This window comes from Billgrantia endophytica, from assembly GCF_002879615.1.
In the GTDB taxonomy this organism is placed as follows: domain Bacteria; phylum Pseudomonadota; class Gammaproteobacteria; order Pseudomonadales; family Halomonadaceae; genus Halomonas; species Halomonas endophytica.
Map to the genome: position 1 here is coordinate 1 of NZ_PNRF01000006.1, position 13,137 is coordinate 13,137.

Annotated in this window: 14 protein-coding genes; 10 read left to right on the top strand and 4 right to left on the bottom strand. The window is 57.7% G+C overall.

The annotated features are described in order from the left end of the window. Nucleotides 1-1,022, bottom strand: a protein-coding gene (locus tag C1H69_RS01705) for an IS630 family transposase (RefSeq protein WP_102651695.1) whose coding sequence is annotated in 2 segments (ribosomal slippage) — nucleotides 1-634 and nucleotides 636-1,022 — 1,021 coding nt annotated over the 2 segments. Because the reading frame shifts where the segments join, the coding sequence is not laid out codon by codon here. This gene is flagged as partial in the annotation. Nucleotides 1,023-1,110: 88 nt separating this feature from the next. On the opposite strand from C1H69_RS01705, the gene C1H69_RS01710 reads away from it, so the two are divergent. From C1H69_RS01710 to C1H69_RS01720, 3 genes are all read left to right on the top strand, one after another. Beyond that, entirely contained in the window at nucleotides 1,111-1,797 is a 687-nt protein-coding gene (locus C1H69_RS01710; RefSeq protein ID WP_165789398.1) for a TRAP transporter large permease subunit, read from the top strand. Between the two features lie 552 nt (nucleotides 1,798-2,349). Then, the gene (locus tag C1H69_RS01715) at nucleotides 2,350-2,607 is read left to right on the top strand and encodes a type II toxin-antitoxin system Phd/YefM family antitoxin (protein ID WP_240609775.1); all 258 of its coding nucleotides are present in this window, start codon (nucleotides 2,350-2,352) and stop codon (nucleotides 2,605-2,607) included. Then, nucleotides 2,604-3,005, top strand: a complete 402-nt coding sequence (locus C1H69_RS01720) for a type II toxin-antitoxin system VapC family toxin (protein ID WP_102651698.1) — start codon at nucleotides 2,604-2,606, stop codon at nucleotides 3,003-3,005. The genes C1H69_RS01715 and C1H69_RS01720 overlap by 4 nt, the downstream gene beginning before the upstream one ends. Before the next feature lie 40 nt (nucleotides 3,006-3,045). On the opposite strand, the gene C1H69_RS01725 is transcribed toward C1H69_RS01720, so the two are convergent. After that, the gene (locus C1H69_RS01725; RefSeq protein ID WP_102651699.1) at nucleotides 3,046-4,353 is read right to left on the bottom strand and encodes a glycerophosphodiester phosphodiesterase family protein; all 1,308 of its coding nucleotides are present in this window, start codon (nucleotides 4,351-4,353) and stop codon (nucleotides 3,046-3,048) included. A gap of 193 nt (nucleotides 4,354-4,546) precedes the next feature. Between C1H69_RS01725 and C1H69_RS24560 the strand changes: the two genes are divergently transcribed. Next, on the top strand, nucleotides 4,547-4,894 hold the full coding sequence (locus C1H69_RS24560; protein WP_133154948.1) for a type II toxin-antitoxin system HicB family antitoxin: 348 nt from the start codon (nucleotides 4,547-4,549) through the stop codon (nucleotides 4,892-4,894). Continuing rightward, a complete protein-coding gene (locus tag C1H69_RS24565; protein WP_205738383.1) occupies nucleotides 4,830-5,006 on the top strand; it encodes a type II toxin-antitoxin system HigB family toxin in 177 nt (58 codons plus the stop codon). The genes C1H69_RS24560 and C1H69_RS24565 overlap by 65 nt, the downstream gene beginning before the upstream one ends. A 220-nt stretch (nucleotides 5,007-5,226) precedes the next feature. Here C1H69_RS24565 and C1H69_RS01745 read toward each other — a convergent pair whose 3' ends face one another. Further along, the gene (locus C1H69_RS01745; protein ID WP_102651701.1) at nucleotides 5,227-6,150 is read right to left on the bottom strand and encodes a LysR family transcriptional regulator; all 924 of its coding nucleotides are present in this window, start codon (nucleotides 6,148-6,150) and stop codon (nucleotides 5,227-5,229) included. Nucleotides 6,151-6,295: 145 nt separating this feature from the next. Between C1H69_RS01745 and C1H69_RS01750 the strand changes: the two genes are divergently transcribed. The 3 genes from C1H69_RS01750 (at nucleotide 6,296) to C1H69_RS01760 (ending at nucleotide 8,926) form a co-directional block, all read left to right on the top strand. Then, complete coding sequence (locus tag C1H69_RS01750) at nucleotides 6,296-6,919, top strand: FMN-dependent NADH-azoreductase (RefSeq protein WP_102651702.1); 624 nt, start codon at nucleotides 6,296-6,298, stop codon at nucleotides 6,917-6,919. Between the two features lie 506 nt (nucleotides 6,920-7,425). Continuing rightward, complete coding sequence (locus C1H69_RS01755) at nucleotides 7,426-7,617, top strand: hypothetical protein (RefSeq protein WP_102651703.1); 192 nt, start codon at nucleotides 7,426-7,428, stop codon at nucleotides 7,615-7,617. Between the two features lie 343 nt (nucleotides 7,618-7,960). Further along, nucleotides 7,961-8,926, top strand: coding sequence for a hypothetical protein (locus C1H69_RS01760; RefSeq protein ID WP_205738384.1), 966 nt, complete (start codon nucleotides 7,961-7,963; stop codon nucleotides 8,924-8,926). 53 nt (nucleotides 8,927-8,979) lie between these two features. Here the strand turns inward: C1H69_RS01760 and C1H69_RS01765 are convergent, their stop codons facing one another. Continuing rightward, complete coding sequence (locus tag C1H69_RS01765) at nucleotides 8,980-10,533, bottom strand: BCCT family transporter (protein ID WP_102651704.1); 1,554 nt, start codon at nucleotides 10,531-10,533, stop codon at nucleotides 8,980-8,982. Between the two features lie 162 nt (nucleotides 10,534-10,695). On the opposite strand from C1H69_RS01765, the gene C1H69_RS01770 reads away from it, so the two are divergent. Together C1H69_RS01770 and C1H69_RS01775 are read left to right on the top strand one after the other, a co-directional pair. Then, nucleotides 10,696-12,609 carry a putative bifunctional diguanylate cyclase/phosphodiesterase gene (locus C1H69_RS01770; protein WP_102651705.1) on the top strand — a complete coding sequence of 638 codons (1,914 nt, stop codon included), beginning with the start codon at nucleotides 10,696-10,698 and terminating at the stop codon, nucleotides 12,607-12,609. Between the two features lie 102 nt (nucleotides 12,610-12,711). Next, nucleotides 12,712-13,137, top strand: a complete 426-nt coding sequence (locus tag C1H69_RS01775) for a DUF3617 domain-containing protein (protein ID WP_102651706.1) — start codon at nucleotides 12,712-12,714, stop codon at nucleotides 13,135-13,137.

The window sequence follows — 13,137 nt, forward strand, 5'->3', positions numbered from 1 at the left end:
TAAGTGGCTTTTCAAAATTAATCGCGTACTCAGATCCGTAGCCACCGAGTAGGCGATCGACCTCGTTGCAGAGCCGATCAAACGAGAGATAGGCACTCAACGGCAACCATGCGTACTTCATCTGCCGCCACAGAATCTCAATCAGATTCAGCTCCGGCGAGTAAGCCGATAGGTAGACCAGGTGTACACGATGCGACATCCACTCCACTATCTTCCGTCTGAAGGCTTTGGAACGATGCATGCTGGCATTGTCGAGCACCACGACGGCGAAGGTATCGGGGTCTTTCTGGGCCACAAACTGGTCAAACGCTTCGATGACCGTCTCGGTGGTCACCGCTTTGGTGGCGGTGTGGTAGATCAGCTTCCCGGCACGGCTGAGGAACCCCAGTACGTTCAGCCTTCGGCTATGAGAGTAAGCGGTCACCTCGCAGGGCTTGCCGATGGGGCTCCATGCATATGGGACCGATGACGATTGTGAGAAGCCCGATTCATCAAAGTAGTAGAGCTCATGTTCCCCTTGGTCTTCACGCTCCTGGAGCGCTTTCAGCAGGCCCTGAGTGTTGCGGAAATCCGTCTCGTCACGCCGCGCCTTGAGGGAGTGCCGAATGCGCTTGAAGCTGAAGTCATTTTTTTTTCAATGCCCGGCGAAGGGTCACCGTGCTGACCGTCTTGCCGGTCTCTTCTTGCAGACGTGCCTGCAAAGATCGAATCTGATGAGGTTGCTCGGCGACCAGCTCCTGCAGCCGCTGGTGATCGCACTCATCCAGGATCGGCGTGCGTCCACTGCGTGGCTTATCGATGAGCCCGTCGAGGCCCGACGTCTCCCACTGTTTGAGCCATCGAGATACGGCATCGCGGCGGACCTGCAGTATCTCACTGATCTGGTCGATGGTATGGCCTTGATCACTCAGCAGGATGGCATGCGCACGCCGACGTGAGGCGCGCTTCTCACCGTGGTGATAGGCGGAGGTCAGCGTCTGCTGCTCAGATTCAGTGAGAGGGGCAACGAAGCGCCTAGCCATGGTTCCATCCGTGTTAGAGATCCTAGCATGGATTCTACACGAAAATTTTTGATCAGGTACTTATGTTGTGTGGAGGAATCCTGACTGGGTGCCTGCGGCCAAAGACTTTGATAAAAAGGCGGCGATTGAGTCAATTAAGCCAGTTTGGCCTGTTTTTCTGCTTATTGGAATAGTTGTATTCGCTCTTTATGGCGGTGTGGCAACTACCAGTGAAATCGGTGCGCTGGGTGCCTTTTTTGCCTTTATAATTGTTGTATCTCTAAGACGTCTTAATAGGGAGCGTTTCATTGAATCCCTTGCTTCAACTATAAAGACAATATCTATGATTATTGCCATTTTGACCGGGGCAATGATTTTTGGGTACTTCTTGACTTTCTCCCAGGCGACAGAGTCTCTCATTTCATATGTAAACTCCTTAGGCCTTAGTCCAATGCAAGTGATGCTGTTGGTAGTTCTAATGTATCTTGTCCTTGGGCTATTTATGGATCAGTTGGCTATTTTAGTGCTGACGGTTCCTACAACATATGCTTTAATTAGTACATTCGGGTTTGATGGAGTATGGTTTGGCATCGTTATAACCAAAACGGTAGAAATCGGACTTGTAACTCCACCTTTGGGGCTGAACGTGTTTGTAGCCTCTGGAGTTACTGGTGTAAAAAGCTCTGAGTGCTTTAAAGGTGCTATGCCATTTATTTTTATTGATTTGATAATCTTGGCCGTAATTATTGCTTTTCCAAGCCTCGTGCTTTGGATACCCAATATGTCTGGCTGGTAGGGAAGGGTGAGATTTTAGCTGTTCATGGTGTGTTGTTAGGCCGGCTAAAGTCGGCCTTTTTTAAGGTTCTTCGACGTTTCATGTGGATTTGGCTTGACTCTCAGGCGTCGAGATACCAGCAAATCTTCTCCCCCAGCAATAGAAAGAGCGACACGCTGACTGCAATATATGCTCTATCGGAAAGATATCAGGCATCTTTAGCCTCGATTTCATTTTTTTAGCAAATATCTTGCGAAGACGGGCGGCAGGAAGAGCGAACTGCTGAACGCCAAGTGGGAGGATATCGACCTGAAAGAGGGCGACTGCGCAGAACCTCGGCGACCGTGGCCGAGATGTTTAACATCGTGCTGACGGATACCGCCGACAGCGGCTTTTCACTCTGTCGGAGCGCCTGGTTCGACGCCTCGATTCTGCGTCGCGACGGGCTACACGTGGATCAGTGTTTGAGTTCCTCGCGCGGTACTGTCTGGCCATCGAACGCTAGTTCGTCCACTCCACTATCTCATGACTACATGCCATAGTCATATGCCCGCACTACCTTGGTGACTAGGCATGATGACTAGAGGCATGACGATGCCAGCCGAACAGGTATCCAAATCGCAGTTCAAGGCCAAAGCGCTTGAGATTTTTCGCCAGGTAGAGACCTCTGGCGAATCGATCATTGTGACAGATAAAGGCCGACCCACGATTGAAGTGCGTCGATACAAGGCCGATAAACGCTCACCCCTGGAGAGGTTGAGGGGAAGTGTCATTGAGTTGAGCGATCCTTTCGAGCTGGTAGGTGAGGAGGAATGGGAGATTCTGGATTGATCGTTCTGGATACGCATGCACTCCTGTGGTGGGTGAGCGGGGATTCCCAACTATCCCGACGTGCACTCGAAGCCGTTGAGCGTGAGTTGCAAGCGGATGACGGAGAAATTCTGGTTTCTGCCATCTCGGCGTGGGAGATAGCCCTTTTGGTCGATAAGGGATGGTTATCTCTCTCCATGAGCATTGACGATTGGCTCGATACGGTACAGGAAATTGACGGCGTCCATTTCGTTGCCGTTGACCCCGCCACGGCCGTTGCGTCAACCCGGCTGCCAGGAGAGTTTCATAAAGACCCGGCAGACCGGATGATCGTGGCGTTAACGCGCCGCTTCAATGCCGAACTGGTCACCGCCGATGAAAAAATGACGGCGTATCGGCACGTTCGAACGATTTGGTGACGCGGGCCGAGGGTGGGCCACGCGCCATCATGAAAAGTCATCAACGCAAGCGCATGCAGTTGTCATAGAACGCCACGGTGGCCGGCCAGTCGGAGAATACGCCGATGACGCCGACATCCTGCGCCAGCACGTCCAGCGAGATCAACATGTCGCCGTCCCGGCGGATCACGTCTTCGGTGGTGCTGTGATACCACTCGCCGCCCTCGGCCAGAGGGCCGGAACGTTCCAGCGTCCAGGCAATCAGGTCGAGGCCGGCGTCCTTGGCGCGCTCGGCGTAGATAGATGGCACCACTCGGCTGTCGTCCTCGCCAAAGTCGGGGTTGGAGGCCAGCAGTTTCCAGGTCGGTGGAGCGAGTATCTTCACGCCTTGCTCGGCAAGTTCCTCCATACTCGGTGACCAGGTATCCGGGTCGTCGTGCACGAAGTCCTCGTCGTCGTAGCGACCGTCCAGGTAGACCGCCTGTTCGCCGAACTCGGGTTCGTGCTCGATCCAGTAGAGCACGTCGTCGAGCAGGAAAGACTGTACGTAGACGTCGCCGGCGGGTACGTCGGCGGCCTTGTACTCGTCGATCATCTTCTGCGCGTAGTCCTCCTGGGACATGCCGTCGAACGGCATCTCCACCTCGGGCTCCTTGAGTTCCGGGGTCATCTTCGCGCCCAGTGCCTTGAACAGTTCGATGCTCTCGGCGTGGGTCATCAATGTGCCCCGAGTGGCGTAGAGATCGGTGCGCCAGTTGGGCGTGCCGTCGAGATACTCCTCGATGCTACGCGCCTCATTGTTGATGCCTTCCATCGTACCCTCCAGCGTGCGGAACTCGGCCAGGGTGATGTCGCTGGTGCAGCACTGGATGTCGGCGGCGTTCAGCAGTTCGCCGCTCTCCGGGTCGAATTCTGGCGGCACGCTGCATTTCTCGGCGAGCTCGGTTTCGACGATGTTGGTGGTGTAGTGCAGATCGCACTGAGAGTGTCGGCAGACGAGTTCGTGATCGGCGGTGAAGGTCACGTCGCATTCCAGAATGCCGGCACCCATTTGTGCACCAACCAGATAGGACTCGAGGGTATGTTCGGGAAACTGTAGCGGCGCACCGCGATGAGCGATGGTGAAGTCGGTACGCTGCCAGTCGCGATGGTCGGCGGCGCAACTCAGCAACTCGGACTTGAGCTCGCGTTCGCGGGCGGTTTCTTCGCTCATGTCGTTGACCAGAAAAAGCGGGCGTGGACCCATGGTCACGTTATTGGTCGCTTCGATCAGGGCATCGCTGTAATCGGCCTGCACGCTGGGGGCGAGCACTGCCGTGGTGAGCAGGCCGAGGGCGAGAAGAGGGGGCCGAAGAGAGTTCTTGTTCATGGCGTGTCTCGCTGTCTTCCTTGTTGGCGTGAGAGCTGGCGTGAGATGAGCCTTCACTGTGGCCGTCGTGTATGACAGGCGTGCAATGTCGCTGTTACAGCTTGACTCACCTGTAACAGCGTAGAAGCTTCTCATCGTGATCGGCACGCAGCGCAACATCTATCGACAAGACGGCTGGACCTGGGGGTAAAACATGCTCTATCCCGTCTACATTCACAAAGACCCTGACAGTGCTTGCGGCGTCACCTTCCCCGACTTCCCGGGCTGTTTTTCCGCTGCAGACGAGTTGTCCGACCTGCCGCGTATGGCCCAGGAAGCCGTCGAAGTCTATTTCGAAGGCGAGAATATCCCTATCCCCGCGCCCTCGGTGCTTGACTCCCAATTTGGGAGGATCTATTGCTTCTCCCAAATCGGGAGGGGGTATGCGAGTCATCGCCAAGCGCACATTGAGAGAGTTCTGGGAGCATCGGATCATCGTGTCCATCCGGTACACCCAGCAGACTGCCTGGGTGCGCTTCGTTGGCACGCACACTCAGTATGATCAGGCCATAATGATGCTGACCTGGATCGCGCCTTTGCTCGCCTGGAAGAACTGTGGGCGGCAGAGGACGGTACCCCGGAAGCGGACGAGTTGGAAGGGCTCTCTATCCTGATCGAGAAATACGAGGATGAGCACTATCCCGTCGGGCCATCAGATCCTATCGAGGCCATCAAATTCCGTATGGAGCAGCAGGGCCTTACCCAGCGCGACCGGGATAGATGAGTCGATCAGCGCCATCACGTCCCAGGATGTGCTGGCGGTGTACACCGTGGCTACTCTCCGACAGCTGTTTGCTCCTCTCCCACACTGCTTTTCCACCCTGGGCGAGCGATCTAGCTTTCGCGAGAGATGCCCATCTCCTTGGCAAGGCTCGGCAAACGCTGCGCCAGGAAGTCGATGAGGTGCCTGACTGCGGGGCGCAGGCCGCGGCGGTATGGGTATACTGCGTGTACCTGCCCGTGGGGCAACTGCCAGCTTGGCAGCACCACCTGCAGTTCGCCGGCCGCCACGGCCTCGTGGCAGACGAATCCCGGCAGCGCCACGATACCGATGCCGGCAATGGCCGCTTCGCGCAGTATCTGCATGTCGTCGGTCAGCAGCCGGGGTGAGAGCGAAACGGACCGGCTCGTGCCGCTCGGTTCGGTAAGAGTCAGGCTGTAGCGGCCATCGGCGAAGCGCATGGAAAGGCTGGGGAAGCGCTCCAGGTCGGCCGGCGCTTGCGGCGGGCCGTGGCTTGCGATCAGTGAGGGGCTGGTCACCAGCACGCCGGGGCTGATGGCGAACTGACGCGACACCAAAGACGAGTCCTCCAAGCGTGGCCGAACGCGAAGGGCGAGATCCACGCCCTCGGCGATGAGGTCCACTCGACGATTGGTAGCGTCCAGTTCCACTTCCACGCGAGGAAAGCGCAGCATGAACTCGGGCAGGGTGCGGGCGAGCAGCGTCTGCGAGAGGGAGATGGGGCTGCTTATCACCACGCGGCCGCGTGGCTCTCCCTGGACCTGTTCAATGACCCCCTCTGCCGCTTCTGCCGCTGCGAGCAGATCGTGACAGTGGGCCAGGTAGGCACGGCCGGTGTCCGTCAGCGTCAGGCGTCGCGTGGTCCGGTGCAGCAGGCGCACCTCCAGCCGCTCCTCCAGCTGGGCGATGCGCCGGCTCAAGGTGGACTTTGGCATGCCCAAGGCATGGGCCGCAGCGGTGAAGCTGCCGTGCTCGGCTACCTGAGCGAAGTAGTAGAGGTCGTTGAGGTCTTGCACGGGGGATTCTCGAGAACGAAAAGCCTATTGTTCCATTTTCGGAACAATGAATTCAACGATTTCAGACTAGTCTCACATGTGGGTGAACCCTAAGGTGGAGCACATGGCGCGAAGCGCCTCCAACCGACTCAAGGAGACACCCGCAATGAAACTACTGCACCTGGATTCCGGCCTGTTCGAGAATCAATCCGTCACTCGCCAGCTTTCCGCTCGCATCGTCGAACAGCTGCGTGCCACCACGCCTGCTCTCGATATCGTATATCGCGACCTGATAAGGAACGCACCCAGCCATCTTTCTGGCGAGATATTGGCAGGTGGCGGTCTGACCGAGGAAGAGCGCAACGTGCACCAGCGCGAGGAAGCGGCAACGACGGAAACGTTGCTGGAAGAGTTTCTGACGGCTGAGGTAATCGTCGTCGGTGCGCCCATGTATAACTTCGCCATTCCAAGCCAGCTCAAGGCCTGGCTGGATCGTATTCTCCAAGCCGGCAAAACCTTCCGCTACACTGAGAGCGGTCCGGTGGGGCTGGCCGGGGGGCGCAAGGTAATCGTCGTATCCTCACGCGGCGGCATCTATTCGCAAGGGCCGGACGCCGAGAACGACTTCCAGGAGCGCTACCTGCGCGCCGTGTTTGGCTTCATCGGCATCGACGACGTCACGATAATTCGCGCCGAGGGCGTGGCCATGGGCGATGAGATGAGACAGAGCGCACTGAACGCTGCCCATGAAGCCATTGCCCGGCAGGCAACGCCGCGCCAGGTGGCGTAACTCTGCCCACCTGGACCCTGGGCAACTGCGCAGAACTTCAGCGACCGTGGTGTTCGACATCAAGCTGGCACTACCTCCAACAGCGGCTTTTCACCCTGTGGGAGCGCCCGGTTCGACGCCTCGACTTTGCGTCGCGACTGGCGCCGCCAGGCGCCTTGGCGGCGGCCGCTGTGCTGGCAGCTATCGCTAACGCAGGCAACACCGCGGTCGCGAGCTAAAGCTGTCTCCTACAGTGCGGTAGTCGCCGACCTTGTTGGAGCGCCACTCTGCGTCGCGACTGGCGCCGTCAGGCGACTCGGCGGAGGCCGCTTCGTGACGATGATTGTCTGCCCGGGCATTGCTGTTGTCGTGTCGCTCTTTCTGCTGCTGGGGAAGAAGATCTGTCGGTATCTCGATGCCTGAGGGTCATGACCCCTCATGAAGGGTGATGCCCGACGCATACGACTGACTCGCGAGCTCGAGTCCACTATCATTGAGCGCTATCGGCTCTGGCCCCGAGGTGACCCATGACAGAGGCAGAACATCGGCGAATCATCGAGGAACTGGAGTCCTTGATTCGAGATACCCGGCACACCCTCGAGCGTTTCGAGGCCACCGGCATGGACGAACGGATGCCGGCCGATTACGACAAGCTTCTGGTGATTCTGGACAGGGCAGTAAAGGACCAGCGTGCCCATACGCTGGAGATGCTGTCTTAGGAAATGGGCTCCGCGATCGCGAGCTGAAGCGACTTCACACGCCCTGTTTTTCACCTTGTCGGAGCGCCCGGTTCGACGCCTCGACTTTGCGTCGCGACTGGCGCCGCAGGCAGGCGCCCTGGCGGAGGCCAACGGCGTGGCGCATGCCCGTACGAACCAGGCCGTGAAGAAGACGCAATGTCGATCAAGCGGTTGACTGGGTCCGATTCATCAAAAAACTCAAGAATTTCCTGCGCATGCCGAAAACATATCGTATCAGGCATGCGACGCTAATGGTTATCGCGCATCTCGTCGGCCAGACCATGCCGTCATCGCATGGCAATCCGCTAGAGGGAGCCAATGCGTGGGTCGCCAGGGCGCCATCGCCGCGAGGGTGGAAGACGGGCCTGATGGGGGGGGGGGAGCGTTGTTGCTTCGCTGTCGGCATATGAATCCCGAAGAGGCTGTAGTGGTGGCGATGGACATTCTTGAGATACTCAGAACCAGGCAGGCCGATATCTATCTACCACTTTTCATGACCCTGTTGGGGTTGATGCTTGGCTTGATTCTCTACGCCGTTCTCCACAGGAGGTATCACTACGCTTGCCAGGAAAATGAGGCCATCGTCTCCATCACGGTTGCCAATGTCATAAACCCAAGGTTGACGTGCAGGTCACGCTATTCGAAAGATGAAGGGTTAATGCTTTTCATAGGCCTTGCTGCCTTGGTTTCAAGCGGAATATATCTTTTCAACAGAGTCGCAGTGCTTAACCTGTTCTACTATTGCACAGTATTCATCATGTCGTTGTGGACTGGAGGGTTTTTATACAGCCTACTGAAAGGCCAGTATTCTGGCTGGCACTGGGCCGCTAACATCACTTTCTACGCGATATTCTTCATTGTTCTGTTCATGGCGATGGGAAAGGCGATTACGCCTAACTATGCTCCAGCGAATTTTCAATATAGCCAGCAAATCGTCAACCAGCATGGCATTTTAGGTCTAGGTAATTATTTTTCGGCCCTGGATATCAGGTGGTTCATTTTTCACTTGCTTGGCGTATTGCTGCTCTTCATTGCGATGTTCAGGCTATGCCTGTCGGCCACGTACTTTGCCGTCATGGGGCGCTATATCCTCTCCGAGGAAAGCCGGGAGCCCTGGTTGGCTAGAAAAACCAGGAAGTACGCAAAATTTTGGGAAAACATCATTTTCGTTTCTCTGCTGCTGTTCGCCGCTTACTACCTCATTGCAGGCGATTTTTTCATGTGGTTCGAGTATGAGATGCCCAATAGAGTCGACTCATTCATGAATGCGCTATTGCATGGCTTATGAAGCGAGTTTTTTCCCGAGGTGGCTCACGCCTCGCGCTGGGTTGCTCGCCCGTGTTATTCATGTCGTCGCAGCCCCAGGTACAGCCCGGTACACATCAGCAGTAGCAGAATGGCGAAGGGCAGGCCGGATATGATGGCGACGGCTTGAAGGGCTTCCAGGCCGCCGGCCATGAGGAGTATGCCGGCTACCGTACCTTCCAGGAGAGCCCAGAAGATCCGCGTCGACTTGGGCGGGTTCGTGTCGCCCCCGGAGGTGATGATATCGATGATCAGCGAGCCGGAATCCGATGAGGTGACAAAGAAGATGGTCACGGCGGCCACCATCATGGTCATGCTGGCGAGTATGATCCATTCCGGCAACTGGAAATTGTCGAGGAAGAGGAAGTAGCCAAGCGCGGGGTCATCCTGCACGACGTCGGTCAAGCCGGCACCTTCGTACAGTTCGGCATATAGTGCAGAACCGCCCATTACCGTGAGCCACAGGATGGAGACGGCAGTAGGCACCAGCAGGACGCCGATCAGGTATTCGCGAATGGTGCGGCCCTTGGATATCCGGGCGATGAACATGCCCACGAAGGGCGACCAGGATATCCACCAGGCGAAATAGAACAGGGTCCACTCTTCCTGCCACTTTTCGTCGTCTGGCGGGTTGAAAGCCTCGGTGTACGTGCCGAGAGCGGGAAACCGTTGTAGGTAACTTCCCACGCTTTCCAGTAGAGAGTGGAAGAGAAACCGGGTCGGCCCGACGACCAGCACGAAGACCAGAATGATGGCCCCAATCACCATGGCGAGTTTCGAGAGCTGCTGGATTCCCTTGGAAAGGCCCGATAGTACCGAAAGCGTGGCCACTAGGGTGATGCCGGCAATCAAGGTGAGTTGGATGCCCAGGTTGTCGGGCAGGTCATAAGCCTGTTCCAGACCGGTGTTGATTTGCTGAACGCCCAGGCCGAGCGACACGGCGACTCCCACGAGGGTGCCCGCTGCGGCCAGCGTATCGATGGCGTTACCCAGGGGGCCGTGTACCTTGTCGCCCAGCAGCGGGGCGAAGGCCGAGCGTACGGTGAGCGGCAATTGGCGGTTATAGCAGAAGTAGCCCAGCGCCAGCCCCACCAGGGCATACATGGACCAGCCGTGCAGGCCCCAGTGGAAATAACTGTGTACCAGCGCGTTGCGCGCGGTCTCTTCGGTTTCGGCTTCACCGAACGGTGGGTCCGCAAAGAACGAGACGGGTTCGGCCACACCATAGAACAGCAGGCCGACACCGGTGCCCGCCGCGAACAGCATCGAATACCAGCCCCAGTTCGAGAACTCGGGTTTCTCGTCCTCGCCGCCAAGGCGAACATGGGCGAAGCGACTGAAGACAAGATAGAGGGCCAGCAGGAAAAAGGCGTTCATGGCCAGCAGGTAGAACCAGCCCAAGCCGTTGGCGATGACTGATTGGATCTTGTCGGCACCGGCTTCCAGCTGTTCCGGGTAGTAGGCACCGAAAGCCACCAGCGTGAGGATGATCAGGGCTGCCGGAATGAACACCCCGCTGTGTACCGGCACCCCGAAGAGGTTGTGCCGGGTGGCGCTGCCATAACGTTTCTGCTTCGAAGGGGTGGGCATATCCTTTGCCTCCGTTGGCGCCAGCCTGGCGGGTATCCTCGACTAAACACTAGGGTACGAGCTTGGGCCCGACAAGTCGGGCGGACGCCTATAGGGGGCATGGCTCGGTCATTTCAGATTATTCTGCTATAAAGGATCGTATTATATTGAATAGGTGACGGGATGGCCTTGTCTGGCTGGCTGTCGGTAGCACGGCAGTGCGCGCGCGTGGGGGTACTGGTTGGCCTGCCTTCGGCGGCGGCTGCCGGCACGGCTGGTTGGGTGCCGGCGCCTGTTTTCTGGTGGGTAGTGACAGTGACCGCGATACTCGTTGCGGCCATTGCGGGTGCTGCGTGGCATAAACGCCAGCTGGCACGCCATGTCGCTGATTCGCAGACCGGAAAGGATAAGCTGTCAGCCATTCTCGACAGCGTGGAAGCCTGCATCTATATCAAGTCTCCCGATTTGCACTACCAATATGTCAATCGCAAGACCAGCGAACTGCTGGGCTTGCCCCCGCGAGACATTATCGGCAAGACGGACAGGGATTTTTTCGACACGAATACGGTGGCGAGCCTTCACTTGAACGATCGACGTGTCATCGAGGGCGGGGAAAAGGTGGTCGCCGAGGAGGGGCGTGTATTATGCGCAGGCGGCAGGGAACATACCTTTCTATCGGTCAAGCTACCGCTGCGGAACCCCGATGGCTCGATCCAGTCTCTATGCGGCATCTCCACCGATATCACGGAATATCGCGAGATTCGGGAAAGTAACCACCGCCTGACCTATTTCGACCCGCTTACCGGCTTGCCCAATCGACGGTTACTGCTTGACCGTCTGGAGATGGTGGTCAAGGGAACCCGGCGCTCGAACCGTTACGCCGGTTTGCTGTTCATCGACCTGGACAATTTCAAGGTGGTCAATGATACCCAGGGGCTCCACGAAGGCGACCAGTTGCTTCGCCGTGTCGCCGATCGCCTGAGCCAGGTCGTTCGCGAGAGCGATACCCTGGCCCGGCTGGGAGCCGATGAGTTCGTCCTCTTGCTCCATGATCTCGACAGCAGCATGGAACAAGCCGCCCAAGCCGCCGAGCGGGTGGCGGAAAAGCTGCTTGCCCGAGTACTCGATACGCTTCCGGTGGAGGAGAGGGCGCTGACGCTGCCCATTACGGGTAGCGTCGGTATTGCCTTGTTCGCTGGCGCCCGGGCGAGCGTGGATGGCGCCATGCAGCAGGCCGACATGGCGCTGCAGCAAGCCAAGGGAGCCGGTGGCAATACCCTGCGTTTTTTCAACCCGGAGATGCAAGCTGCCGTGATGGCGCGCGTGCATCTCGAGGCGGACCTGCATCAGGCGCTGGCCCGTGATGAGCTGCGCCTGCATTACCAGATACAGGTCGATTCGCAGTCACGGGTGACGGGTGTCGAAGCCCTGCTTCGATGGCAGCATCCACAGCGTGGCATGGTGGCGCCCGGCCAGTTCATCCCCCTGGCGGAAAGGACGCGCTTGATCCTGCCGATAGGCCATTGGGTGCTGGAGTCCGCGTGTCGGCAACTCGCCACCTGGGCCAAGGAGCCGGCCTTGGAGGCGCTGAGCATTTCGGTCAATGTCAGCTCGATACAGTTCCATCAGCAGGATTTTGTCGCCAGGGTGCGGCAGGTACTGGCGTCGACCGCTGCCAACCCCAATAGATTGATACTGGAAGTGACCGAAAGCCTGCTGATGGAAGAGCCGGAAAGGGTTCGGGAGATCATGCTGCGACTCAACGAGCTGGGTATCCGCTTTGCCCTGGATGATTTCGGCACCGGCTTTTCGTCGCTGAATTATCTGAAGCGCTTGCCGCTGGACGCGCTCAAGATCGACCAGTCCTTCATCAAGGGTGTTCTCACCGATCCGGTCGATGCCGCCATCGTACAGGCCACCATTACTCTGGCGGCAAGCCTTGGACTCGCGGTGACAGCCGAAGGCGTGGAGACCGAGGAACAACATCAATGGCTTCAGGAGCATGACTGCAAAGCGTTTCAGGGTTACCTGTTCGGTAGACCGCTTGCCGTGGGTGACCTCAGGCTGGGGCAGCGGCATGGCTTGATGACGTCCTGATCATCGGCGGGCTTCCCGCCAGCCTTTCCCTATCGATACCCGTCTGGGTTAAGCTGCATTATTCCGTCAACGCTGTCGTTTGAATATTACTGGAGAAACTTCATGCCATTTCGCTCCGTGCTTGCCGTCGTCGCGCTGGTATTGCCTTTGGCCGCCCTGGCAGGCTCCCCCAACATCGTGCCGGGCCAATGGCAGTTTACCAGTACGACGTCCGTTGAAGGTGATGTACCGATTCCCGACCAGACCGATAGCCATCAGGAATGTATCGTGCAGGGCGACCTGGATGACGCGGACTTCCAGTTTCTGGAAGTGGAAGAGGGCTGCGAACTGCTGGAGCACAATGTTTCCGCCGATGGGGTGGACTATCAAATGGTGTGCCATGCCGAAGGTGGCCAGGCCGATATCCAGGGTCGTATGGATTTCCTCGGCGAGCGCGTCGAAGGCAGCGTGAACATCCACACTGACTCGCCAATGGGTGAGATGACCATGGACACCACCATCGAAGGCGAGCGTCTCGGCGATTGCTGA